General features: G+C 51.6%; 18 protein-coding genes. 12 read left to right on the forward strand and 6 right to left on the reverse strand.

Annotation, left to right across the window (positions count from 1 at the left end; genetic code table 11):
* Positions 1-1,031: 1,031 nt before the first annotated feature.
* Together SH527x_RS05125 and SH527x_RS05130 are read left to right on the forward strand one after the other, a co-directional pair.
* A complete protein-coding gene (locus SH527x_RS05125) occupies positions 1,032-1,505 on the forward strand; it encodes a DUF4339 domain-containing protein (protein WP_437193574.1) in 474 nt (157 codons plus the stop codon).
* A 264-nt stretch (positions 1,506-1,769) separates the two neighbouring features.
* On the forward strand, positions 1,770-2,624 hold the full coding sequence (locus SH527x_RS05130) for a hypothetical protein (RefSeq protein WP_437193575.1): 855 nt from the start codon (positions 1,770-1,772) through the stop codon (positions 2,622-2,624).
* Between the two features lie 135 nt (positions 2,625-2,759).
* Here the strand turns inward: SH527x_RS05130 and SH527x_RS05135 are convergent, their stop codons facing one another.
* On the reverse strand, positions 2,760-4,139 hold the full coding sequence (locus SH527x_RS05135; protein WP_437193576.1) for a tetratricopeptide repeat protein: 1,380 nt from the start codon (positions 4,137-4,139) through the stop codon (positions 2,760-2,762).
* Complete coding sequence (locus SH527x_RS05140) at positions 4,139-5,437, reverse strand: FG-GAP repeat domain-containing protein (RefSeq protein ID WP_437193577.1); 1,299 nt, start codon at positions 5,435-5,437, stop codon at positions 4,139-4,141. The genes SH527x_RS05135 and SH527x_RS05140 overlap by 1 nt, the downstream gene beginning before the upstream one ends.
* Positions 5,438-5,618: 181 nt before the next feature.
* On the opposite strand from SH527x_RS05140, the gene SH527x_RS05145 reads away from it, so the two are divergent.
* From SH527x_RS05145 to SH527x_RS05160, 4 genes are all read left to right on the forward strand, one after another.
* Positions 5,619-6,035, forward strand: coding sequence for a carboxypeptidase-like regulatory domain-containing protein (locus SH527x_RS05145; RefSeq protein WP_437193578.1), 417 nt, complete (start codon positions 5,619-5,621; stop codon positions 6,033-6,035).
* Positions 6,036-6,110: 75 nt separating this feature from the next.
* Positions 6,111-7,112 (forward strand): DUF1559 domain-containing protein, encoded by a 1,002-nt coding sequence (locus SH527x_RS05150; protein WP_437193579.1) that lies wholly within the window; start codon positions 6,111-6,113, stop codon positions 7,110-7,112.
* A gap of 536 nt (positions 7,113-7,648) precedes the next feature.
* Positions 7,649-10,273 carry a cation-translocating P-type ATPase gene (locus tag SH527x_RS05155; protein WP_437193580.1) on the forward strand — a complete coding sequence of 875 codons (2,625 nt, stop codon included), beginning with the start codon at positions 7,649-7,651 and terminating at the stop codon, positions 10,271-10,273.
* Between the two features lie 155 nt (positions 10,274-10,428).
* Complete coding sequence (locus SH527x_RS05160; protein WP_437193581.1) at positions 10,429-11,325, forward strand: universal stress protein; 897 nt, start codon at positions 10,429-10,431, stop codon at positions 11,323-11,325.
* A 143-nt stretch (positions 11,326-11,468) separates the two neighbouring features.
* Here SH527x_RS05160 and SH527x_RS05165 read toward each other — a convergent pair whose 3' ends face one another.
* Both SH527x_RS05165 and SH527x_RS05170 read right to left on the reverse strand, forming a co-directional pair.
* Complete coding sequence (locus tag SH527x_RS05165; protein WP_437193582.1) at positions 11,469-15,866, reverse strand: autotransporter domain-containing protein; 4,398 nt, start codon at positions 15,864-15,866, stop codon at positions 11,469-11,471.
* A 693-nt stretch (positions 15,867-16,559) separates the two neighbouring features.
* Positions 16,560-16,928: a hypothetical protein gene (locus tag SH527x_RS05170; RefSeq protein WP_437193584.1), complete on the reverse strand. Its 369-nt coding sequence runs from the start codon at positions 16,926-16,928 to the stop codon at positions 16,560-16,562.
* A gap of 337 nt (positions 16,929-17,265) precedes the next feature.
* Here SH527x_RS05170 and SH527x_RS05175 point away from each other — a divergent pair, with 337 nt between their 5' ends.
* From SH527x_RS05175 to SH527x_RS05185, 3 genes are all read left to right on the forward strand, one after another.
* Positions 17,266-17,841: an RNA polymerase sigma factor gene (locus SH527x_RS05175; RefSeq protein WP_437193585.1), complete on the forward strand. Its 576-nt coding sequence runs from the start codon at positions 17,266-17,268 to the stop codon at positions 17,839-17,841.
* 1 nt (position 17,842) lies between these two features.
* Entirely contained in the window at positions 17,843-18,613 is a 771-nt protein-coding gene (locus SH527x_RS05180) for a hypothetical protein (RefSeq protein WP_437193586.1), read from the forward strand.
* Positions 18,614-18,799: 186 nt separating this feature from the next.
* Positions 18,800-19,579 carry a PDZ domain-containing protein gene (locus tag SH527x_RS05185; RefSeq protein ID WP_437193587.1) on the forward strand — a complete coding sequence of 260 codons (780 nt, stop codon included), beginning with the start codon at positions 18,800-18,802 and terminating at the stop codon, positions 19,577-19,579.
* A 90-nt stretch (positions 19,580-19,669) separates the two neighbouring features.
* Here SH527x_RS05185 and SH527x_RS05190 read toward each other — a convergent pair whose 3' ends face one another.
* Together SH527x_RS05190 and SH527x_RS05195 are read right to left on the reverse strand one after the other, a co-directional pair.
* The gene (locus SH527x_RS05190; RefSeq protein WP_437193588.1) at positions 19,670-20,791 is read right to left on the reverse strand and encodes a mandelate racemase/muconate lactonizing enzyme family protein; all 1,122 of its coding nucleotides are present in this window, start codon (positions 20,789-20,791) and stop codon (positions 19,670-19,672) included.
* A 187-nt stretch (positions 20,792-20,978) separates the two neighbouring features.
* Positions 20,979-21,944 carry a succinylglutamate desuccinylase gene (locus SH527x_RS05195; RefSeq protein WP_437193590.1) on the reverse strand — a complete coding sequence of 322 codons (966 nt, stop codon included), beginning with the start codon at positions 21,942-21,944 and terminating at the stop codon, positions 20,979-20,981.
* A 676-nt stretch (positions 21,945-22,620) separates the two neighbouring features.
* Between SH527x_RS05195 and aroF the strand changes: the two genes are divergently transcribed.
* The 3 genes from aroF (at position 22,621) to SH527x_RS05210 (ending at position 26,497) form a co-directional block, all read left to right on the forward strand.
* Positions 22,621-23,634 (forward strand): 3-deoxy-7-phosphoheptulonate synthase, encoded by a 1,014-nt coding sequence (aroF, locus tag SH527x_RS05200; RefSeq protein ID WP_437193591.1) that lies wholly within the window; start codon positions 22,621-22,623, stop codon positions 23,632-23,634.
* A gap of 398 nt (positions 23,635-24,032) precedes the next feature.
* The gene (locus SH527x_RS05205) at positions 24,033-25,523 is read left to right on the forward strand and encodes a neutral/alkaline non-lysosomal ceramidase N-terminal domain-containing protein (protein ID WP_437193592.1); all 1,491 of its coding nucleotides are present in this window, start codon (positions 24,033-24,035) and stop codon (positions 25,521-25,523) included.
* Between the two features lie 182 nt (positions 25,524-25,705).
* Positions 25,706-26,497, forward strand: coding sequence for an endonuclease/exonuclease/phosphatase family protein (locus tag SH527x_RS05210; protein WP_437193593.1), 792 nt, complete (start codon positions 25,706-25,708; stop codon positions 26,495-26,497).
* Positions 26,498-26,717: the final 220 nt, after the last annotated feature.

The raw sequence follows: 26,717 nt of genomic DNA on the forward strand, positions 1-26,717 counted from the left end.
GAAAACGATGAGCGTTGCAGCGACCGAATGCGTCCTGAAGCAATCGCAGTTTTCGTATCGGTGCATCCTGAAGCAGGAATACGAGATCGTCATCTTCGAATGAAAATGGCGGCTCCGGTGTAGTGCGAGCAATCATTCCTAATCCTCTATTGATCCTTCGATTTGTTGATCTCAAGCGATCAGCGGCCGAGCAGTTGGCGACTGACTTGAACGAGTGAGGCTGCCCGTCGGCGGCTTGGGCAGCGCCCTTCAAAATCGGCTAACATTACGACTGTCGAATCGATTAAACCTTGAAGATCAGTTGCGATCTTCCACCGGTTTCGATTTGTGAGTTCCAGACGTTCAGCTATGTGAGTTGAAAAACTCGTTCTAGTGGCGGCAACAGCGCCGCACATCATTTCCATGGCGATATCGTGTTCGGTATCAGACCAACTCAGTTGGCCGACTCAGTTACAGCGATTCCTGATGTTCTAAGGACTTACCGCAATTTTGATCAAAACGCATTGTGTCAATCCATTTCGACTAGACTGCTTTTGAAAATGAAACTGGAAGTTTCGCCAAATTCTGCTTTCCAGCAGCTTTCTTATCTCTCTGACTAACTGTGTCAACGCAAAAATACAGGCCGCAAAGGAACATAGTGTAAACTCCATGTGACACTCCTCACTGAATTAAAGTTGAGACGATGTTGTGGGAGCACTACAGCACGCTCGCTTTATCACAGCACCAGGGCCGGCACAGGAGATTGCTTACCAGAGAGGCTCCTGAACCGGCGATCTTTCGGCATCGCCCCTCAGCTAGAGAGATGCCAAATTTACCTGCCGAAGTTGTTTCGGATCGGGTGAGGGCATTTCCACTGTTACAGTGATCCCTGATCAACACCTGGCCGGCATTTGTTTCTAAAATTCTGAAACCCGTTTTCCAGTGGCTGCTTTTTCTGTCGCTAGCACACGAAAACAGAATTTCGGAAGTACTTCGAAAAATCCGTCCGAGACTGAAGCAACACCCTGCAGGCAAAACGAAGGGGCTCACTGATGTCGCAACAAGAGTGGTTCGTCAATTTCATGGGGGAGATCCGTGGACCTTATTCCCCAAGGGAGCTCAAGAATCTTGCCACGACTCGAAGAATTTCACGCGAGACGAATCTTCGACTGGGAGCGGACGGCGACTGGATGATTGCGGATGGAGTGCCGGGACTGTTTCCAAAGCGAGAATCGGCGGAAGCAACTCAATTTGAGGAATCAGAGAACGTCGCTCATTCAACGGGAATTGATGCGACACAATTCGATGGTTTCACAAACTCTGCATGCATCCTGCTGCAAGTTTGCGGTTTGGTAACCTGCATTCTCTCAATTCTTGCGGTTCCGTTGATCATCGCTATGGCACGCAATGCATCTGACGCCCCATTCCTAATCGGTGCGGCTGCCAGTTCGTGCATCAGCGGACTTGTGGTACTTGCCATCGCCGGTGGAGTACGTGCAATCCTGAGAATTGAAGCCCGTCGGTAGCACATCAACGGTCGAAATCAGCAGTGACCTACAGACGTCGGAGGTCCGGGGAATTCGTGACCCCACGATTGTGGATCTGGGGGTCGCGGGTTCAAGTCCCGTTGCTCACCCTTTCGACGCAAGTCGAATAATTATCGAGGGTTTTGGAAGCGAGCAGTATCGATCCAAAGCCCTCTTTTTTTTGAGCTGCTTCTCAAATCCGTATTTGTCGCAAATGCGACACGGTAGTTTCTCAATACACCTCCAAGGGCCGGAGGACGAGGAATGGTGCCATCTACGGGGGAGTCGATCAACAAGAGGGCTGTTCTGGAAATTTCAGAACGGGAAATGCCTCCTGTTGAATCTGAGTACCTATCGCTTCTAAGCCGAATCCTTGCTGATCGGCGACTCACTCTAGAAGAAAAAGAGGAAGCGGAGAGATTTTGCGACGAGTCTGGCCTCTCCAGAGCGGACCGCAAAAGAATACACCAGGACTGTCTTCGTTACTTCGTCATGGTCGCATTGGCTGAAGGAGAATTGCAGGAATCACACAAGAGTGAACTCAATCACATTGCTAAGTTGCTCGGCTTGAAGCCGGAATCGGTACCTCTCGCAATTGAATCCGCACAAGCGGAAACACTCCGTGTGACCGAACTCATTTCACAGTTCTCTTCAGAATCGAAACAAGAGAATAGAACGCGGTCGCTTTCGCTGTCGTCGGCTTGGAAAGTTGCTGCAGGGACAGGAAATCAAATCGTCGGAGCAGTCGGATTTGGAATAGGGACCGCGGCAAAAGTCACAAAGCTTCTCGCATCCCGTCATGACATCCACTGTCAGAATTGCGGACAGATTCTCCCGCACGCATTAAAAGTAGAAAACAGCTTTCCACTGAAGGCATGGCTGATGCTCGCGTGGCAGGCACGTACGCTGTCCGCTCCCGGCTTCCTCATGAATGCTGCGGTGATGGCCGCTTCCGATAAGCAGTTACTGTCTCAGACTGGCAAATCATTACTGCCGAAATTCTGCTGCTCGAAATGCAATGCGCAGTGCGATCATTGGGAAGCTGCTCGGGTGCTGTTAAAAGCAATTGGAAGCGTTCCGCAGAAAACACTCTCCCACACTCCTCAAGACGGAACCTGATTTTCAGACTCAGCGCTGTAGCTTCATCTGTTGAAGCGATCCGAGAGACGCGCCGGAAATCAAAAAGCTGCCGTGCCCCACTCGGAATAAGTTGGACACGGCAGCGATGATGAAGATCGATTTTACGCAGGACAGTCAGTTCGACAGGAACTCCAACGCCAATTGTGCTCGCCCGTGATTCGGAGCAAGTTCCAGGCAACGTTTGTATTCTGCAATCGCTTCGGGACGGGCATTCTGCGATTGTGCGATTCTAGCGGAGTAAAACCAAACCTGTGGGTCTTCTGGAATGAGTTGCCGAGCAGCGAAAACCGCTTCGTAGGCTTCCTTCATCTTGTCTTCCCAAAACAGGATTTTGGTCTTCAGAAGTGCCGCATGACCGGCATGAAATCGGCCATTTTTCTCATCCCCTTTTGCTCCGTAGTACTCGGCGAGCTTTTCGTGCAGTGGGACATTCGGAGCCATCTGGGCCGCCTTCAACCAGAATTCAGCTGCTTTATCCATCTCCTTCTTCAGTGAGTAAGCCGCACCTTCCATCTGCAACATGTCAGGGTCACTCATTCCTTGCTTGCGCAGAATTTCAATCGATTCCAACATTGCGTCGGGCTTCCCTCGCTGGAATTCAACCTGAACAAGACTCTTCCGCAGATGAAACTTCTGAATATGGTTTGTCGCTTCGAGTATCTTCAACAGCTCGTTGAGCCGCTGTGAGACCGCGTCGAGATTCTTGCCGTGAAGAAGTCGCTCACACTCCACGATCTGATTTTGAAGTCCATAACGCTGGAAAAGAACTCCGACGTAGGAGGAATTGAAGTCAATCGGAATCTGATATTCGGAACGGTCCAACCTCTGAGATGCGATGTATTCATCCCTTTTCATTCCGAGCGCATCGCAGGCGTGCACCCGCAGAGACTGAAATTTGAGCGACGTCGGAACGATTTTTAGCACTCGATCAATGACAGGAAGAGCCTGTTCAGCCCGCCCTGACCGAACCAGGATCTTTGCATATTGATATGCGGCTGGCGGATAGTTGGAATCATTTTTGAAGAGGTTCTCTGCCTCTTGAATCTTTTCTTCCCGCAGAAGATTCCGTCCAACCTGATACCAGCAATGGTCTCTGGATCCTAACGGTGATCCGCCGGGTTGAGCAATCTCTGCGGCACGCTCATAGAGGGGGATGCTCTCCTCTACTCTTCCAGTCCGATCCAGACAGTAAGCGACTCCGAACGTCGCCCCGGCATTCTGTGGATCAAGCTTGACCGCTCTCGCAAATGCAAGCTCCGCTTCGCCGTAGAACCCTTGACCGAGCAACGCTTCTCCCAGCAACTGCCAGTCAACGCTCTTCCCTGTCTGTGCTGTTTTGGCCAAAGCGACCAGTTCATCCCCAATGAGCGGATCGTCGTAAACAACGTCAGGCAAGATCGGGGCAGGCTGCTTCTGTGGCTTCAAATACAGACCAACGACAGCGACCAATTCAACTGCAATGACAATCCAAAGGACTAAAGAGAGACGCTTCATTATTTTGCCCCCTGGTTGAACCATGCAGTGATACGACTAATGTCCCGAAATGGCTTACGAAGATTCAGCCCACCAGTAACCACATCAGCTTTGCCGTCGCCGTTGAGATCACCGACCGCCACTGTCACCAGATGAATTGGCTGACTTGCGATCTGCCAAGTTTTGAAGTTCTGCTTCCCGTCGTTCTCTAACCAGACAATGCTCGCATTCCCCTTCTTGTTCCAGTTGTTCGTCATACTGACGAGCACGACATCCATATCTCCATCGCCATCAAGATCACCGACGCTGGCGGCATAAGTCCCTCCGAGATCCCCGATCCGGTGCATCTTGAAGTCCCAACCGCCCTGATTCTCGAACCAGTAGCAACCGTGATATGGCTGAGGATATGCGTCCAGGTCTTCGAGGTTATCGCCTGCAGGTACAACCAGATCGAGATCACCATCGCCGTCCAGATCGGCAGCAACAAGACCTGCACTTCCCAGATCGTAATTCACCGTCATCCACAGGCGGCGCTTCTTAAATTGACCGCCTCCAAGATTCTCGAATCCCCACAATTCCTCTTCGTCCTGAGTCACGATTGCGGCAATATCGAGATCTCCATCGCCATCGAAATCCCCAACCGGAACATGAATCGTTCCCGGCGAGTTCAGGAGCTCATGATCGCGGAACTGGAATGATCCCAGATTCTCCAGCCACAGGACGGCCCCGCGATTGTATCCAAAGACCGCGACCGACAGATCGATGTCACCGTCACCATCGAAGTCACCAGCCTGGACATCGGCCACGCGCCGCACATCATCCAGAATGACGTGTCGTACATATCCGGAGTCGGTTTTCTCATAGAGCTCTACCCGACCTATGACGTTGTCGTCAGGAAGAAGGTTTCCCAGAACGGACACGATGACATCCAGATCACCATCCTTGTCGATGTCCACCAGAGTCGCATGAGCTGGTGCCATGACATTCTCGATCAGAACCACTTCTTTCCACTCGCCTGAGGCGTCGGAAAGGTATGACACACAATTCTTCTGCGCGTCGCAGAAAAGCACATCGTTCTTCCCGTCGCCATCGACATCCTCAATCTGCACATTCGTTATCCGCGGCAAACCCGTCGGCGGCTCCCCCAACGTTTGTGGAGTGAACTTGACCAGGCTTTCAGGATACGTCGTTCCCCCCATAAATACGTGGCGTTCCTCATCCTTGACCTCGCGACGAGAAATAAACAACAGAATCATCACCATAAGAACTACTGCAGCAGTAATTTGCAGCAACAGCACAACTGATCTCAAAGATGTCATTTAGGCGTTACCTGCCATGAGAGGAACAAAGCCAACAATCAGTGCGAAAGAATTTCAATTGCAAGGCGGCGCACCAATCAACGATGCCATATACTTTTATGGAACGACAAGTTAAATTGAAATCAGCGCTTCGTTCGTCGACGACATTTCATATTCCGAGTTTTGGGAAGCCTCAGTCCAGATGTCTCACTTCAAGATAACAAAACATTTCATTTTGATCACGACTCTTGTCTCTGCCTTGGGGTGTGGCGGAGGAGCGAAGGGTCCTGACGTCGGAACAGTGACCGGTGTCGTCACCATGGATGGCACGGCACTCCCCAACGTGAATGTTGGATACGAGTTGCAGTCAGCTGCTGGTGGTCGACCTTCAATCGCTCGAACAGACGAATCCGGCAAATACACATTGCGCTATGACGAGACAACTCCCGGAGCATTAGTCGGAACTCACAAAGTCACTGTCTCGACTCCACAGGACGCCCCGGATCCAAGCGGCAAATTTAAAGACCCGATCCCTGCGAAATACAACACGAAATCTGAACTTGTAAAGGAAGTCAAAGCTGGATCAAACGTTATCGATCTCGAATTGACTTCTAAATAAGTTCTGAATTGTTTGAGCGCTCATCTCTGCAACTTCTTTGTTCTTTTTCAAAGTCAATATTTCCGGAGAATCGCAATGAGGACATTCGCAAGGTCAAAACGCAGCAGGTATTTCGGGTTTACATTGATTGAGCTTTTGGTTGTGATCGCCATCATCGCAATCCTGATTGCGTTGCTGCTCCCTGCTGTTCAGCAAGCCAGAGAAGCCGCCCGACGTTCACAGTGTAAGAATAACCTGAAGCAAATCGGGTTGGCTTTGCACAATTACCACGACACCCATCTGGTCTTTCCACCGGGAGTTGTGGACTCCAATCGCGCGACATCTTCGGGAGGTGATACGCTGAGCAACCTGAACGGCCTGGGCTGGGCGACATTCATCCTCCCCGGGATTGATCAGGGAGCTTTGTATAACCAGATCAGTACCCAGACCGCAAACTTCTCCCGCCACTGGCAAGATGCGAACGGGGATGGAACAGCGACAGATGCGATTAGTTCCGCGAACGCCGTCGTGGTTCCTTACAACTGTCCATCTGATCCAATGGGTGGTGTCAACACAGATCGAGCAAACTTTGGTAAAACAAACTACATGGGCAACGCCGGCCGTGGGGCCGTTCAGACGACCCCGACTGGTGGGGTGACAGCAGTTCGAAATGGCATGTTCTTTGAGAACTCTGATCGTCGAATGCGTGACGTCTCCGATGGTCTCACCAACACCTTCCTCGTGACCGAACGAACCACTCAGAACGATGGGGCCTCATCAACACTCTGCGGCGGTACACCATGCCCATGGACAGGTGGAATCTGGATTGGTGCCCGTATTATTACTGCTTCAGAAGGTTGGCACTCTTGCCTGCGAATTCTGGACACGACAAATGTCGGGGGTGATAGCCTGACATATGGTCTCGGCTCTTCAAACCAAACATGGGGCCATGACTGGATCGCTAAAGGATGCCACACTGGTGGAATGCAAGCGACACTCGGCGATGGATCGGTTCGGTTCATTTCAGAGAACATCAGCCTGCCAACCTACCGCGACCTTCACTCACCAAGTGATGGAAACGTTCTCGGCGAGTTCTAAACTGATCCAATCAGCTCTGAAGGTCCATTAAAAGCGACTCTTCAGACTTGAAATCTGCTCAGACAAAACGACGCCCGACAGTCCTGTGATTGTCGGGCGTCGCTCTTTTGTTGATTGATCTCTGCAACACCGAACTTTCGGAGATGTGACAAAACTGTCTCGGATGTCATCTCGCGGAATGACAAAGTTCAATACTGGGAAATCTCTGATTATCACCAGATACGGCTGTTCAACTGGTAAGCACCTGCCCATCGAACTCCGATCGCGATTTCCGCAACTCATCGAACCACCAAAGACTCTCGACGTGTCGAAATCCATGACCTGAAGTGATTTATTCAGGCTCGCACACGGGGCAGTCGAATTTGAAACTCGCTTCGCATTCAGGGAGCTTTCCACCTCTTGTGTCACGCATTTTTTACAGCGAGAATGGCACTTAATTCATGAATCGCGAATTTCCTTTCTCTGAACGCCAGTCATCAGCATAATAAGGGGGACTTCGCAAGAACCTCGTATCCGCTCAGGAGAGCATTGATTCGATGCCTATCAAAACGTCAGATCCCTGGTCTCAGTCAATTGAGCAATTGACTAACAACCTGAACACAGATCTCAAATCAGGACTGACAACACAAGAAGTCGCAACTCGGCAGAATCAATTTGGCCCCAACCGACTCACCTCAAAAGGTGAACGAACCTTACTGCAGGTTTTCTTCTCTCAGTTCGCAGACCTGATGGTCGGGTTACTGATGCTGGCCGCATTCGTGAGCGGTTTGAATGGCGAATGGATCGATACCATTCTGATCAGCATCATCATTATTGTGGATGCGATTGTCGGATCGTGGCAAGAATGGAAAGCTGACAACGCTGTCGCGGCATTGAAGAACCTTTCCCGGCCAATCGCTCGGGTCCGTCGAGATGGTCACCTGGTCGAGATCCCTGCAGAAGAGCTTGTCCCTGGCGATGTGATTGAAGTTCACACAGGCGACTTGACTCCTGCCGATGCTCGAGTCATCAGCGCTGCCAGTCTTGAAGCCGACGAATCTCCTCTGACAGGAGAATCTCTGCCGGTTGAAAAGTCTCCAGAACAAAAAACTGAAGAGACTCAGCTCGCAGATCGAACATGCATCATCCATTCAGGCACATCAATTGTGCATGGACGCGGAACGGCCATTGTCGTCGCGACTGGAATGGAAACGCAGATCGGCCATATCGCCACTCTACTCGCAGAATCAGAAGCTGGGGTCACGCCGCTTCAACAGCGACTCAAGTCGCTGAATCACTGGATCGTTCTGGCAGTGATTTTTTCCTGTGCCGTGATCTTCGTGGCAGGTCTTATTCAGGAAACTGATGATCCCTGGTCCAGTAAAACGATCAGTCGGATGCTGCTCATTTCAGTCAGTCTGGCTGTCGCGGCAATTCCAGAAGGGCTCCCGGCCATTATCACGATCACACTGGCGTTGGGTGCTCAGCGAATGGCCACACGAAAGGCAATGATTCGCCAGCTTTCCGCCGTTGAAGCACTGGGATCCGTGAATGTGATCTGCAGTGACAAAACCGGCACGCTCACACAAAACAAGATGGTCGTTTCTGATCTGGTGACTCGGGAGGAGAGTGAAGCAGCGCAGCTGGCTTTGGTGGAAGCCTCGGCGTTGTGCAACAACTCACAGATCCTCGCCGATGGCCAGATCTCCGGGAGCGGGACAGAAGCTGCACTGATTAAGGCCGCAGTTGAACGCGGAGTTGATATTGCCAGACTCCACGCAGCGAACCGTCGAGTCGGAGAGATCCCGTTTTCATCTGCGACGAAGCGAATGGCAACCATTCATCTTGATGGCCAGTCTCAACAGCGAATCTTTGTTAAAGGCGCTCCAGACCAACTGCTGGCACTCTGCCGTTTTCCAGATGAACAAGAACGAGAAGAATGGTTTAGCAAGATTCAGGACCTGACGGAACAGGGTCGTCGCGTTCTGGCCGTGGCGAACATCCGTCATGATGGGGCATTCACTGATTCGCATCTCCAGCCGGACACACTCAATCTGATGGGAATCATTGGAATGATTGATCCAGTGCGACCGGAGGTTCGTGGTGCAGTCGAGGTCTGTAAATCGGCAGGAATTCGCACAATCATGGTGACCGGTGATCATCCCGGCACCGCAACAGCCATTGCGAAGGAACTGAATTTTCTTGATGAAGATGCGGAGGTCATTACCGGCGCACAACTGGAAACCATGACCGCAGAGGAACTCGACTCGCGTATCAACAAGGTCGGAATTTTCGCACGCGTCACTCCGAAGCATAAGATTCAAATCGTCCGTGCTCTCCAGGCACAGAACAACCTTGTTGCGATGACAGGCGATGGCGTTAATGATGCTCCGGCTTTGAAACAGGCCGATGTCGGTGTCGCCATGGGAATCACCGGAACTGATGTTTCCAAGCAAGCAGCAAACATTGTTCTTGCTGACGACAATTTTGCAACAATTGTGTCTGCAGTCGAAGAAGGACGAGTCGTCTACGACAACATCGTGAAGGCGGTCGTCTACCTGCTCTCTGCGAACCTGAGCGAAGTCGTCTTACTTCTGTTTGCAATTCTGCTGGGGTTACCACTTCCACTTTTGACAATTCATCTGCTGTGGATCAACCTCGTCACAGACGGGTTCCCTGCTCTCGCGTTGGGATTTGAGCCGCCAGAGCGAAATCTGATGCGACGGACTCCAAGGCACAGAAGCGAAAAGTTGCTGACTCCCGGGATACTCTGGGGGATTTTATCCGCCGGGTTGTTGATGGCAGTCACCTGTCTTTGCCTGTTCCAATTCGAGCTGGGGAGTACGCCAGAAGCCAACGAGGACAAAGCCCGAACGACGGTCTTCTTCGTCTTAAGTGTCACGCAACTGTTTTATGTCTGTGGACTGCGTTCATTCTCGACACCGCTGTTCCAAACTGGCATGCTTTCAAATTGGCGTCTAACAGCTGCAGTTACCGTGGGAGTCCTCATGCAGATCAGCCTGTTATATGTGCCACCACTTCAGAAGATCTTTCATCTGGTGCCACTGTCGATCTCCGAACTGATCCTGTGCCTGACAGTTTCAACCATTCCGCTCATCGCAGTTGAAGTGTGGAAGCTGATCCAATCAGGCCAGGAGAGGAATACAGTTGACGCGCAATAACAATTCTTTCTTTGGCCAAATGAATTCCTTACCACGTGTCATTAGAATATCAGTTGTTGAGTCATACTCTGATCGGCCGAACCGGTGACATCGTCGTCTGAACTTCGATCTTAATTCAAACCGACATTGCTTCGATAAAGAGAGTGAGGGCTATCGTGAAGATCCTGCTTGCCGTTGACGGGTCGAAATATTCAGAGGAAGCACTGACTTTTTTGAGTCGCTTTCCGTTCGCTCAAAAGCCTGATGTTAACCTCGTCCATGTTTGTCCATTGCCAGATTACTTTTATTTGGCAGCTGGCATCCCAGTGGACTTGAATCAGCTCCTTGAAAAGACCAAACAGGAAGGTCAGCGGATTCTCGATGGTTCAGTGAAAGCCTGCGAAAGTTGGGCGAACTCGACAACGACGCATCTCTTGCAGGATAGCGTTCCCGGTCGAGCCATCGTACAGGCAGCTAATGAAAATTCAGTTGATCTGATTGCGATCGGTGCCCGTGGTCTGGGAGCAATTGACCGATTCCTTCTCGGAAGTGTTTCGGACTCAATCGCGAAGCAAGCCCTTTGCTCTGTTCTGATCATCCGTCCTCAAATGGGCAAACTCGATGAGAACAAATTCAGCATTCTGATTGCTGACGATGGGAGTGTGGAATCAACAATGGCGATCAAGCGGTTTGCCAAATTACCGCTGCCAGCAAGCACTGCGGTTCGCATCATGACCGTCGTCAACACATTCCACGCCTACCACATCGAGCACACACTGCAGGAAGGCCCAGCCCTCACCAACCTGCTGAAGGTCACGCAAGAACGTCTGGACAAGGCCGCTGGACTCTTCAAAAACACGGCAGGCACAGTCGATACAGTCCTCAAGCAAAGCGCCGAGACTTCGAACCGGATTCTCGAAGAAGCGGACGCATGGAAGCCAGACTTGATCGTCATCGGAAGCACCGGGATGTCTGGATGGCAACGTGCACTCCTCGGAAGTGTCTCAACTCGAGTCATGCACCATTCCTCTTCATCCATCTGGATCGAGCGAAAATCACCTGAATCCAAGTAACGCAGTCAACCGTACTGTTCCGCTACTGCCAGTTATCAAATGAACAAGGCCCCCGGACTGAGTCTTCACTCAATCCGGGGGCCTGACTATTTCAATTGTGATCATCCGACTGGAGATCGACAGGGACTCCAGCACTCATCTCACTACCAGAGCAACTCAATCCCACCTGTTCCTGTGTGGAAGTCTGAACGGTTATTGGCGATCAGATCATAGCCGCCAAAGATGCGGACATGTCCTGGAACAAAGTAGTGAGACAATGTCACGCCGAAGAGAGCGAAGTCTGTTCCCAGGTCAACACCGTGGCTTGTGAACGACTGTGTTGTCAGGCCGACGATTGTGGCATCGACAGTCCCAGCCCGATCATTCTGGTACTCATGCATCCATGAGGCACGCAGATTCATTGTTGTGGCCGGGGAGCGAGGGAAGCTGAAGTTCAGGTCTGTTCCGAGGTGAGATCGGAAGCTCTCAAAGCGTCGCATCTCACCATTCACAGCCAGGTAGTCGTTCCCTTCGTTGAACTGGACACGATCGACATAGACGTAAGACAGCCCCCCGAACGGTCGCAGTGTGACAGGTCCCATGGCGACGTTCACACCATACTCCGCAATTGTGTTGTACACATTTGTCGTATTGTCGGAGCCGTGTACCGCATAAATCGGATTCTGAACGTTTGTGTTCCCGATGCTGATCACACGTCGTGAATCCAGATCCGCCACACCACCACCGGCTGAGAACAGGAAGTGCCCGATTCCTGCTTCTTTCAGGAAGAAGCCTCCGAAGTCGTGCATATCGACTCCGACATCATTAATCGATTCAACGGTGGCACTGGTGTAGTTGTAATACCCGCCGAGCAACACACCTTCCTGGCTGTAGCCGATCTGAAGTTGCGTACCGCCGGATGAGTAGTCATAGCCGGTCGCATGACGACCGTCTTTAACATTTCCGCCAGTTCCGAATCCAGTCAAGATTCCATAAAGGCCATTCGCTCTTGCGACAGGGCTTCCATCCAGAGTCAGATCGTTGTCGTTTCGCATCGCAGCAGCCATTCGCTGCGTATTGATGTGAATCTGTTGAGCAATCGTGGGCAGAATAGTGGTATAGGACGCACCTACTAACTGATCATAGGCGCGAGTCACGTCAGCTTCATCAACAATCAAGTCGAACGTATCGCGAACCCATTGAGCCTGATTGCCTTCAACAGTTCCATTGTCCAGTGAGCGATAGCTTTCCAACAGGTTTGCAATCACCAGTTGATTCGTATTATTGGCCATCGTCGTGTAGTCGACATCGCGACCAACGTAGGCATAATAATCCCGAGCATCAGCTGTATAGAGGGCATCAAGATCCTTATCTGATCGCAGGATCATGCGGAGGTCAGTGAGGTTATCCTGAGCGACAGGGCGATAGTTGACTTGCAGATCGCCATCATTCTCTGTCTGCAGCACTGTATAGCGACGGGCGATCTCGAAGTTCTCTGAAGCGTCGGAGTTCTCCTTAACGAAGTTGAACGTCCCACGATTTGCAAATGTCACGCCGCTATTGATAAACGCTGTTCCAGCCTGAACATTGATGAGGTCGGCATCCTGACCGATGGTTGACGAGGTAATTTCGACCTCGTTATTCCCATCCAGGAAGAGATCGCCCACAATATTCATGGTCCCAATGCTGTTTCCGGCCGCAATCGTTCCGCCTTTTTTCACCTCAACAGCAGGTGCCGCGATCGTCGCAGTCCCCTGAAGTCGACCGCCGCTATTCACAATCACATCACTGGTGGAAAGAATGTTTCCATCTCGACTGGCGAACACTCCCGAGATGTTGATCCCGCCAGTCCCCACGATAACAGCATCATCGACACCACTATAGCGACCACCGGTCAGGACATTGAAATCGCCATCAACAACGACAAATATGCCGGTTGCACTCTGAATTAATCCTTTATTATTTATGTCGTCCTGCACGACAAAGGCAGTACCTGTCACCTTAAATACGCCAGTCGGATCATTATTCAGATCACCATCAACGAATCCAGCGGCGTTGGTCAGATTAATATTTCGAGTGTTTCTAATGTCGCCATCGACATTGAGTGCGCCTCCGTTCAGTGAGAACAGATTGTTCACAATGAGATCACCATTGTCGATGGTGACTGCAGACGCGTTACCAACATACTCGCCGCGATTCCCGATCACAAAATCGCCGTCAGTGACAGTTACTGAACCAAGAGTTTCGGAGTAAATCTTTCCGAAATTTTGCAGATCGCCCGTGACATCTAAGTTCCCGACCGCAGACAGATTTACTCGCCCGGCTGAGGTATTCGTAAATCCATCGAGAAACGAGATCTGACTCGCTGCGACATTCAGGACGTTGGAGTTCGTCCCCTCTCCCGCTACTGTCATCTCTGTGAGGGCCGAAAGTGAAAGAGTCCCGCTGTTCGCCAGAGTGCCTGCAACATTCGAGGTTACAAAGCTGAGATCTGCCGTTCCTGAATTGTCGAAGTTGAGTGTGTCGAGCGTTCCGGCAGTCTGATTGAAAGTACCAGTATTGTTGAAGTCCTCTGCAACCGTCACACTCGTACCGAACAGAGTCATGGTCCCTGCGTTGACGAGATCTTTCTGGCTGACAATGTCTCCAACGCTCGCGCTCAGTGATCCGTTATTCTGCAGAAGCTGATCCGCTTCAAGCCGCGCCCCTAACAGAACATTCGTAGAACCGTTGTTCGTAATGTTCTTTCCAACAAAATCTCCGCCAACAGTCAATTTCCCTGTTTGAGCGATATTGGCATTATTGAAAATCACATCGCCGTTCAACTGTGCCCCGGTTGCAGAGGCAGAGCCACCAACAAACTCCGCGTTCATCGACTTAGCGAATTTGTCAGATGGGTCAGCGAACGAGGTGATATTTCCATCATAGGTGAATGTGAAGTTGGCATCAGCGCCGCCCTGCTTCACTCCATTCACCTGAGCGTTTCCGAACTGCATCGTAGGACGGTTCAGTCCCATACCAGAATTGATGACGGAATCGGTGTAGATGTTCCCGCTCAGATTCGCGCCATTGAGGATGTTGATCTCACGAACAGCGGCCGTGTTATCAATATGGATCACGTTTCCGGAACCGCCACCTGCAGAGATAGACCCGCTGATGTCGACGCGATCAACCAGGTAACCAGGAACATGCCCAGGATACAACGATGCGTTGGCAGGCGTATCAGACCGAAGATCCGGCGCCCCCACGTCCCCCAGAACGTTTGTTCCAAAGCTGAACAACATCCCGGTTCCGACAGCGTCCGCTGTTGTTGAATCAGCAGTGATTGCACCGCGATGGACGATGACGTTTCTGCTGCCGTTGCTGACCAGCATACCAACGCCAAAGTCTCCATCTGCTTGAACGTTCACCCCTTGCCCGATAGTGACAGTGTTTCCATTACCATCGATACGGACACCAGTCCCTGCAACGCCGGACGCAATCAGGTCTTCGGCTTGCGTGATGTTCAGGCTGTTTGCCTTCATATGAAGGCCGACACCGAAGGTCTTGTCCGAATTAAAACCGTTTGTGTTTGTTCCAGTGACACCGTTCTGATAGTAGGACTGCCCGAAGTGCTTTTTCAGATCGATATTGCTGAATCCAAGATCCTTCAGAACCGCCAGTTCCACTTCCGTCATGAACGTATAGTTACGATACGCCTCATGAGTCATGAGGAAGGTTGGAACTCCAAGATGGGATGTCTGCGATGACCGTGTGTTCAACGGGACATTTCCGCCATAAACACTGACTGCGTTCGTCCCTGCGAAGAAGAACGGGGTGCCTACTGATGCGGTGTCGCCAGCCACAACTGAATCACCATTCGCATCGACGATCTGCTCTTCATAAAGAGACAATACACCACTGCCAAGTGCGCCCCACACGATCTGACCCGATCCGTTGGTCCCCGGCCCGATATACCCCAGTGAGTGCGCCAGTTCATGAATCATGATGGCTTCAAGTGCCGCACCTGGACGTGAGTAAACGCCATTCATCTCAGTTGAGAATGTTGGCATCTCGAAGGCCAGTAACGTATCCACGTATCCGCCGTCAGTACTTTGACCTGGAAGCGCAACCTGACCTCCGGCCCATACATTCTGTAAGTGGGTCAACAATGGGTCAGAGCCCGTGACAATCGCAGGCGCAGCATAGGCATTCAAGCCGCCTCCCGCAGTGAATGTGTTGCGGACTGCTCTTACTGTGATCACGCGTCCCGGTTCATGTCCTTCACCGAGAACATCCCACCAGTACTGCATGCCGCGCTGTACAGCACCCATCTCGTCTGCGGTCCACGCCTGATCAGAGCTATGCGCGACCCAGAATGGATCGGAAAAATTTCCGTCCGATGGATTCCAATACTCCACGCGAATGATCGACTCAGGTCGAGCACCATCGTTTGAGCCATCGAAGACGGTGTCGACGATCTGAGCAAATGAAACGGAGTGCACCACGAATCCTGAGAGAAACGCTCCGGTCAGAACCAACCGCTTCATCAACGTTTTCTTCAATGTCCAAAACATCGACATGCACTCCATCCATGAAGTTCAAACGAAATTCGAAAGCTCGATTCGACCAGACTTTGCGAAACGTCAAATTAAGAAATCCAGGAAAGCGGTCCGGTCGCATTGAGAGATCAGCGATTCACTCGCCCCGGGCCCACGCTCTGTTCTTTTTATTTGCTGTTTTGCTTTCTTGATCGAAGCTCTTCATCAATGAGCGGCATCCATTGCCACTCCACTGACGCTGCCTTTATGTTGATCAAATCGCCCTCGCTCACTTCATAGTGCAACGAACGCGATACTTCGGCTGACACGCGTGACAAAACCCGCCCACACACTGTCAGGTGCTCAACTCAGACGCCCGTACATTCCCGATGCCAATGAGATTGGCCTTCCTCTCATCGGTTTACATCGCAACAAGGTATTATGGCGAAAGCATACATTCGCAAATTCTCGTGCTACCCACCGGTGTCACCATCGACAAACTCGCCCTATCCTTCCCGGGTTATTGCGTCGAAATGTCGTATGCACAGCAACAAGACCGGCAAAAATTGCCACCCAGTCAGTCCGCTGCTCGTTCAGACGCAGCATGCACTGATTCAATCCGGCAAATCAGTGGCGTCGTGTAGGGCCAGAGGCCAGATCGTTGCGATGGAGACATCGGACCACAAAAAGAAGCGACATCGAATGGAAATGCCGCCTAGAGCGCGGTTCTGGCTCTCATTCCGGATAGAAAACCTTGAAGATCATGCCGATTTCAATCAGTGGTGCCAAAACAAGCAGTTGATAGAACGGCATCAATAATAACCCGATGGCAGACTGAGCATCAGGCCTGTCGAGATACAAGATCTTATATGTCAACGCGGTCCCGATAAAAGCAACGAGTAAGCAGATGACCAATGATACCGCCTGAAAGATCAGTTTCGGTCGGGTCTTCCCCGCTGCATATCCTGCAAGGACATAGGGGAACAGGATCCAGCAAAGAAAAGCGAGCAAGAACCAACTCAACTCACCTGAAAACGTTGGAATCAAGAGCCCGAGGTGCAGTAACCCACCAAAGCAGAGTAAGGCAATCGAGAGTTCTCGCATGGTCATCTCACAAAAGGTAAAATACCGACGCGAACACAGCGGCGGTCATGCCTAAGCGATTTTGCCGACGATCAACATTCATGATTGAGATGCTCCTCGACTGAATCTTACAATTTGGCGCGAGGCCTGCCCATTCCGCCGCCAGCGCCCCAGCTCTGGTCGCTTTACCCGACCATGCACTCCGAAACTTCTCGACTTCTTATTGAAATTCACGCAAAAGTCGTTTCCAGTGCGAGACTTGCAGTTAGATTATCAGTACTGATTCAGTTCCGCTAATTCCACAATTTTCCAAAAAACCATCCCGGAATCGCCGCTTCCCGGCAACGATTCTGAGCGTATGGCAATGATTGTCACCACAACTGGAAGCATGCCCCAAGCCGTCCCCAATGATGACTGGTTTGCGCTCTTGAAGCAGCACGAGCCGTGGCTCAGAAAAGTGCTATTCAATCGGGTGGGAGATGCGGACGTTGTCGACGATCTCATGCAGGAAATTGGACTGGCAATCAGCCGCCCGGAGTTGCGTCCTTCGGACATTAATCGACTTGGGGCCTGGTTGTACCGTGTCGCAGTGAAACAGTCTTATCTGTATCGACGCAAAATGGGTCGATACAGGCGCTATATCACCGGTGGCGACGAAGCCGTTGAAATGGCGCCAGGACCGAATCAGCCTGATCCATTGCAATGGCTGATGGGACGTGAACATCAACAGGCAGTGCAAAAATGCCTGAAAAACCTCGGAGAAACCGATCGCGAAATCCTGATGCTCAAGTACGGCGAAAACTGGACGTACCAGCAACTGGCCGATCGACTCGGAGTGACCGTCCACACCATTGAACACCGGCTGATCAAAGCGAAAAAGCGTTTGCGGCAATTGCTGCACCAGGCGAATATCGAAGTTGTTGGATCCGCTTGATATGAAGATTTCACCAGACGAACTGACACTGCAAAAATGTGCGGACGGCGAGCTCTCAGACGCCGAACGCGCTGCTTTGCTGGCGAACCTCCATCATGCTGAATCGATTGACCATTGGCGGACACTGGCTCTGACATTTGTTGAGAATCAGGTTTTCGCCAAGGCATTCGAAACCCCTTTGGCTGCAAATCCTCCTGAGGAGCTTCCCCCTCGCCCGCTTCCCCCCGTCATGAAGCGTCAGCTCCAACCTTGGGTCTCGGTTGCGGCGTCGCTGCTGGTCGGAGCACTGATGGGAGTGGGCGGTCATTTTTGGTTGCGAGATAGCAGCGATGCAGGTTCGCAACTGGCCGAGACCAGATTTGACGCCTCAAAGTCTCCACTAAATTCAGAAGCCGGCTTTTCACCATCGTCAGTTGCTTCAGTCGTTCACCCGCCGGAGAACTCCATAGCCTCTCCTAAAGCAGGGCAGTTTTCTCCTCCTGTGCGGCTGGCCAGTGATGGAAACATGCCATCCCCGGTCATGAATGTCAAAGTCGGAGCAGGACACAGTGGAGATCAGGCATTAACTGTCCCGGTATATTCGCCGGAACAGTGGCATTCCGTTCCAAACGCAGGCAACTTGACGAATATTCCTGAAGATGTTCAGAGAATGCTGGAGTCAGAAGGCTATCAGCTCGAACGAAAGCGATATTGGTATCGCGCACGCCTGAAAGATGGACGAGAAGTCATGGTTCCAGCCGAAAAAGTGATTGTCCGACCAGTGGAATACTGATGGTGTGATCACTCTGCATCGACAGGTTTTTGAGCACTGCCCGCAGGTACGCTTGCAGGTCAGGAGCAATTTTTCAACCTGTGAAATTCAGGTCTGAAGTTCAATGATTGCGGTCCTCGACTCCAGATGGCGAGGCACGTTTTCCGCAGATCGCTGAAAGCGTTTAGGATTGGGAAGGGAGTTGTCATGCATTATTGGAAATCACTGACATGCGCCGCACTCGCATCGTGCTTCGCGATGTCTGCATCTTCTCAGGCAGACACTCCTCCAACGCCTCCAGAGCAACCTCGATACGAACTCTTCCTGATCGGACCTGATGGCAAAAAGTTGCATCTCCAGTCCATTCAGCCGTCACCCGGCGATGACTTCACAAGCGTCGACGCTCCTGCAAAGCCCCCACGATTTGTGATTGGTGTCGTCCTGTCCGAGCTTCCTGCCGAATTGCGGGCGAGGCTGGGAATGGAGCTGGGGGAAGGAACAGGGTTGCTGATCAAGGAAGTCTTCAACGGAAAGCCAGCAGAGAAGGCCGGCGTTCAAGCTAAAGACATCCTGATCGCAGTGAACGACTCGCCTGTCACCGAACCTGATGATGTTGTCACGACAATCAATGAGTTAAAAGGCGAACCGGTCACGATGACTTTTTTCCGTAGCGGAAAACTGATCAATCTGACCATCGATCCCATCGAGAACCCAAACCACGACCTCCAGATTCGCGACCAGATCTCCGAGGAAGCGATGAAGAAACTGCAGGAACTTGGCCTGCAACCCGGTTCCCAGATTGTTGGCCCCGGTGTCGTTCTTGGAAGTTCCCCTGTCATTTCGCAGGAGAACATCGAATTGCGAGCCAAAGTCCGACAGCTTGAAGATCGGCTCAACCAACTCGAAAAGCAACTGAAGACATTGACCGAACAGCTCGGGTCAAAGCCGACTCCAACCGCACCTGTAGAATCAACTGACCAGAACTGATCAGCCGAATTTCCGTTGTAAATAAAAAAGAGGTTGGTTCACTTGGAAAAACAAGGAACCAACCTCTTTTCATATTGATAGGAATAAGCGTTATCTGGATTCTGAAATCAGCGTCGACTTAACGAAGTCTTCGTTGATCGTCACACCCAGACCTGGGCGGTCCGGTGGCGAAATCCAACCGTCAACTGCTTGAATCTTCTCGTGTGTCAGTTCGTGACGCAGTGGCGAATCTTCGACGCAGTCTTCAAAGATAAACGCGTCGCGGCAAGTGCTGAGCCAGTGAATACTCGCAGCAACTGTCACAGGACTTGTGTAGCAGTGATTGCAAAGTCGTGCGCCGATTTCTTCGACGCGCTGACGAATATAACTGGCATCGGTAAACCCGTTTCGAGACAGGTCAACCTGATAGATGTCGAGGCAGCGTCCATCGATCAATGGGCGGAACGATTGGCGTCCACACTCTTCTTCACCAGATGCGATCGGCACAGGGGAACGATCGCGAAGCCAGCGATAGCCCTCGTAGTCATCAGGGTGCAACGGCTCTTCCAACCAGCCGATATTCTGTTCGGCGAATGCTTTTGCCCGATCCAGTGCCGTGCGAGCATCCCAGACGCAACCGGCATCGATCAGCAATGTCGCATCATCTCCGAGCCCTTTTCTTGCTCCGCGAACAAGGTCCCTGTCGACGGATTCGCTTTGTCCCATCGGTTCCCAACCAAACTTCACCGCGCGGTAGCCGGCCTCTCGCCAGCGTTCTCCAATTCGTGCGGTTTCATCTCCGTTCTTTCCGAACAGAATGGAGGCATAGGCTGGAATTCGATCGTGACGTTTCCCGCCCAGCAGGCGGTGAATCGGCTCACCAAAATGCTTCCCTTTGATATCCCATAGTGCCATGTCAATTGCTGACATCGCCGTGATCGTGGTGGAGCGACGCCCGCAATACATTGTCCGGCGATACATCTTCTGCCAGAGACGATCGATCTCTAAAGGGTTCTCTCCGATTAACAGGTCACGTAATCCCGTTGCCACATTATGGCTGAATGGAGCATCGATGACGGCCTTGACCATCTCTGGTGAAGAGTCGGCTTCGCCAATCCCTTCAAGCCCATTATCCGTGCGGACTCGAACGAGCACAGAGTCCTGGCTGCTCGCTGTTTTTGCTTCGACATTCTTGATCCGGAGGACCTGACAGATCACCTGAGTAATTTTCATATGAATTCCTGTGAACAGGATAATTTCTAACTTCGATTCAGCACTTGCTGAGATTCCACAAAGCAAGTGAGACCATCAATCCGAATTGAACAGAGGCATCAGGAGTGAATCAAGATTTCTTCTGATGCCTCTTCTCTTCCGATGCACGCCGTCTTCGATCGAACGAAAAGGACGCTTGTCCCGCAGATTACGGCAAGACTTTTCCGACAACAACGCAGTGCTGTCCGCGTGGAATTCCGGCGACCCATGCTTGTGCCAGAACAACTCCATCGACACCTGCTCGTGCTGCCCATGGCGGCATATCGAAGTGATCGAAGTCATGGAGATACCCGACGATGTCTCCCTTCTTCACTTCAGTGCCGCACTCCAGAACTGGTTCATAGTGCCCATCGAACGGAGCGACCGTAAAACAGTCCCGATCGACCATCTCCAGTTTCTTCTGCGTTCCGGCCGCATGGTAGTCAATCGGCTCGATCGTTCCATTGAGAAGACCGTTATTAATGAGCGCTGCGAGCACACCTTGCCGTCCGTATCGCACGCCAATCGGGTCAACTGCACTTCCCCAACCAAGTTCTGTTCCGACGGTTATTTTTCCCAGTCGTTCGGCTTCACTTGGAAGCAATCCCGGCGTGACGTTCTGATACACCATCAAACTCGGGGTTCCAAACCAGCGAGCGGTTTGCTCAATCTTTTCTGCAAGAATCGGGTCATCAACATGGTGATAATTGGCACAGTGAGAAAACCGTGCAACGTTCCCGCCAGAGTGCAGGTCCAACACAATATGGACACGCGGCCAGATGTACTCACGAACAAAATTGGCGATGCGATAAGTGATGCCCGACAGACTTGGAGTCTTGCCTGCACCATCAACGAACGCCCGATTTAAGTTGACACCGTCATCCAGTCGGCTGCTCTCGCGAGTCCCTGCTCGAAAGGCAGATGGGTTCAATACCGGGATCAGGATAATTCGTCCACGAACATCCTTCAGGTCGATTTCCCGGCAAAGATGCTTCAGAGCCATTGGCCCTTCATATTCATTCCCGTGATTTGAACCGAAAGAGACGAGCCCTTGCCCCTCTGATGCCTCAGGTCCCACCCAGACTGTGAGCGGAATTAAGTGATCCCCCCAGATACTGTCGTGTTCCAAAGCCACCCAATAATCCCGACGCCCAGGAGAATCGAGATCCAGTAAATGCGGTCGAACAATTCTTCTGTCCATAACCCAACTAGACCCTTGCACAGAGTGGAAAAGAATTCAGACGAAATCAGAAGCCCTGCAAATTCACGGCTCCTGTCTGCCTTGTAATCATGCACTTGCGATTGTAAACAATCCGCGAACATTCATCAACAATCCTTGATCCTGTTTTACCGTCCAACATGCGCAACGCTCTGTCGTGTGCGAATCAATATCCCGCTTGCACGATCCTGAAATTCTCCGCCGGAGAAATCACTCCTCACAATTATCCCCTTGACGATTGAGTGTGACCGGTTTAGCATTTTCATATCGAACTTTTGGATACGCAATGAAATCCCCCGCAACACAATACCGACAACTCGCCGACCTGCACCTGCAGGCCGCTGCTGGTTATTGGTACGGGTATTTCTTTACCACCCCGGGTTTCCGGGCGCGGTAGCGGCTCCATTTCAATTAATGTGATCCGATCCGGCCTCGAAACCTGTCTTAGGTTTCGAGGCCGTTTTTCGTATCTGGGCTCAAATTTTTCAGTTCAAACGGTCAGTCAGTGAATTCGCTTCATGGCCTGTTTCATAAAGTCTGAAACGCCGCGGCGCAATTTAACGAACTCAATTACACCTGTGGGGATACCGAGATGATTGTTGTTATGAAACGGGGAGTCAGTCAGGAAGCGATCGAACGTATCGCAACCAGTGTTGAACAGATGGGACTGAAAGCCCATATCATCTACGGCACCGAAAGAACGGTCATTGCTGCGGTCGGGGACAAGCGGGATGAAGAACGAGAAGTCCTTGCCTCATTCGATGAAGTTGAAAAGGTCGTTCCAATTCTGGCGCCGTACAAGGTCGCCAGTAAAGAAGCAAAGCCAGAACCAACGGTCATCAAAGTCCTTGATCTCGTCATGGGCGGCGGCAACATCGGCGTCATCGCTGGCCCCTGCTCCGTTGAAAGCGAAGCCCAGATTCTGGATTCTGCCATCAAAGTGAAAGCAGCGGGCGCACGTGGGCTTCGCGGTGGAGCATTCAAGCCACGAACGAGCCCTTACGCGTTCCAGGGGATGAAGGAAGATGGGCTGAAGTTACTGGCTCTTGCCCGTGAAGCGACTGGTCTGGCCGTCGTCACCGAAGTCATGACACCTCACCACGTCGAGCTTGTTGCCAAGTATGCCGACATTCTTCAGATTGGCGCTCGCAACATGCAGAACTACCACCTGCTGCAAGCCGTTGGAGAGATTCGGAAACCTGTGCTGCTGAAACGCGGACCAAGCGCAACGATGGACGAGTTCCTTCTGGCTGCCGAGTACATCCTCGATCAAGGCAACCAGAGTGTCATCCTGTGCGAACGTGGGATCCGCACGTTCGAAACACACACTCGCTTCACACTGCCACTGGCATCGGTTCCTTACCTGAAAGAACGAACCCATTTGCCAATTGTGGTCGACCCGAGCCACGGAACAGGGATTGCCTCCCTCGTGCCATCAATGTGTGCTGCATCAGTCGCGGCAGGTGCGGATGGTCTCATCGTCGAGGTTCATCCTGACCCGAAAAAGGCGATGAGCGATGGGGCTCAATCTCTGACACCGGAAGCATTCGAACTGGCGATGGTTCAGAGTCGCAAGGTTGCCAATGCACTTGGAATGACGATGTAATTCATCACTGTGATTAAAGATTGCCATTCAACACCCTTGGCAAACTCCATGAAGAGTAATTCAGCGCTGTGTCCAACCGATTCTTCACACAATCGGGTCCGGAGACAGCGCTGAAATTCTTTTACAGGCCGGTCGAATCTCTCAGAGGCTTCGCAGCAGCCGTCTCGACCAAATCCGATCATCAAACATGACTGCCAATCACGTCGACACGCGGTGATCAACACGACTGTGGTTCCAGACGGGAACAATACATCCATCAAAGTTTGCCACGATAAGTAGCGGTACGCTCCAACCGTTCGTACAATCGCAACTCGCAACTGATGGTCAAGTCCTCCCCCCTCTGCCAGCTGCTCACTCCTCTGAGCCGCACTGGTACCACAAACACAGAAAACGGCCTTATGACATTCCCGCTAAAGCCAATCGTTTTCCTCGTTGCCGGACTCATCCTGAGTCAACTCACCCACTCAACGACTTCGGCAGCTGATCCGATTCGAGTTGGTGTGTCAGAAGTGGACATCACTCCCCCTGTCGGCTTCCCGATGGCCGGCTATTACCACGAACGCTTGGCTGAAGGCGCAATCGATCCGCTGAAAGCAAAGGCGATTGTCTTTCGAGGCAATAACACCGAATCCGCTCTCGTTGTGTGCGACCTCATTGGGATCGCCTCTGACCTCACAAAGGAGATCCGGAAACTCGCCTCAGAGAAAACAGGCATCCCTGTCGACAACATCGTCATTGCAGGAACACACTCGCACACGGCTCCTGACTACATGAAAGAGCTTTACCTGACGCTTGGACGTGCAGGACAGGAACCTCTCCGCGCCGAATACATCAAAAAGATGATCAGCGGTCCGGTTGAAGCGATCGTCAAAGCACAAGCAGCTGCCAAACCTGTCACACTGGAATCTGGCTCTGCAACGCAAAAGACCCCGGTCTCATTCAATCGTCGCTTCGTAATGAAGGATGGCTCTGTAAAGACATGGCAGAACTACAACAACCCGGAAGTCGTTCGAGCAGCAGGGCCAATTGACTCACAGATCGGCTTGCTGGCGATCAAAGACGACGCTGGAAAAACACAGGGTGTCCTCAGCAACTTCGCACTGCACCTGGATACCGTCGGCGGAACAAAATGGAGTGCAGATTACCCTTACTTCATTGAACAGACGCTTCGTAAAGCAATTGGTCCAGACGTCATTTCAATTTTTGGAACCGGATGCTGCGGGGACATCAATCACGCAGACCCTACCGGCGCTGCTCGTAACAAAGCCGATGCTATTGGCAACTCGATCGGGGAAACAATCGTCCATCAACTTCCAGAACTGAAACGAATTGAAGATCCTGTTCTGGTTGTGAAATCACAGGTTGTCCAGCTGCCTCTTCAGGATGTGACCAAAGAAGAAGTTGCCAAAGCCATTCAGGTGCTTGCGGCAGCGAGACGTAAAGAACCAGTCCCGTTCCTTCCCGACCACGTGGTTGCTTACAAGAAGATGATTCTTGATCAGTTCCGTCACAAGGAACCATTTGCTGCAGCAGAAGAACACATCACTTGGGGCCTCAGCCGATCACTGTCAGGTATCGGTGACACAATTCCAGTCCACGTGACTGTAATGACACTCGGTCGCGATGTCGCAATCGTCTGCCTGCCCGGCGAAGTCTTTGTCGATTTAGGACTGGCAATTAAGAAGGCCTCTCCATTTAAGACAACACTGGTGATCGAACTCTCAAACGTTGTCGAGACGATCTACATTCCTCATCGTCACGCCTACATTGGCGGCAGCTATGAAGTCACGAACTCCAACGTGAAGCCTGGCTCCGGAGAAATGCTGGTCGATTCCGCAATTTCGCTTCTGCAGGACGCTGCGATGTCGATTCCAAAGACCCAAAAGTAAAAACGACGAGTGACGTTTCGTCTCGTCGCCCCGTGCAAATTCGACGGCATGCTTGAATGCATTTTATGAACTGATCGCAGTACACCTGTGTGCCCGATCTCATAAAGTTCATTCGGTATGCCGTCTTCGTTTAATTTGTCCGGACCGCGTCTCATCCTCTATTGAATCATCCGGAGTCCCCAGTGAAATCGCTGCTTTTCTCGCTCGTTGTTGCGGTCACCAGTCTTGTTTCTGCATCTGCAATCAACGCAGCAGATCCCGTCCAGCTTCGAGTCCTCAGTTACAACATCCATCACTGTGAAGGAGTTGACGGAAAGCTTGATCTTGAACGGATCGCCAAAGTCATCTCTGCAGTCAAACCAGACCTTGTGGCGTTACAGGAAGTTGACCAGAACGCGAAGCGATCGAAGAACGTGGACCAGCCTGCAGAGCTCGCACGCCTGACTAAAATGCACTCGGCTTTCGGGGCGAACATTCCTCTGCAAGGGGGATTTTATGGCAATGCCATATTGTCCCGATTCCCAATCTCAAGTCACAAGAACCATTCTCTTCCCAATGTGATGAATGGAGAGCAACGCGGAGTTCTGGTCACTGAGATTTCGATCCCGGGAATCACGACCCCCATCCAGTTCTTCTGCACGCACCTGGATCATCGCTCTCAAGTCAACAGCCGAGTCCCCTCTGCACAATTGATCAATGAATTGGCGATCAATGGAAAGCAATTCTCCATTCTGGCTGGTGACATGAACGCCCTCATCGGAAGCGACACGATGAATCTTTTCGACAAAGCCTGGAAACGAACCAACGAACAACCGCTCTCGACGTTTCCGGTTGATACCCCCAACCGCCAGATCGACTACATCCTGTACCGCCCTTCCGAGCAGTGGAAGGTTGTCGAAACTCGCGTCCTCGACGAATCCGTTGCATCTGATCACCGCGCCATCTTCTCCGTCTTGGAACACATCCAGAATTGAGACGCAGGGCACTGCTGTTAGGATCGGATTTCACCAGTTGAAACGTCTGTAACACCACCGGCACAATTTGAACACTGTCAGCCGAAGACATTCAACTTGATTCTCGATCCGCATTTAAGAATTCCGAGCGAATACGAAGTTTCGTCCGACGTCGACTGAATGCCAAGCTAGTATTTCGGGATGATTGCAGATTCTCATAGGGAGAGTCTGCGTCTCCGTG

The sequence above is a fragment of the Planctomicrobium limosum genome, assembly GCF_051465645.1.
Taxonomy (GTDB): domain Bacteria; phylum Planctomycetota; class Planctomycetia; order Planctomycetales; family Planctomycetaceae; genus Planctomicrobium.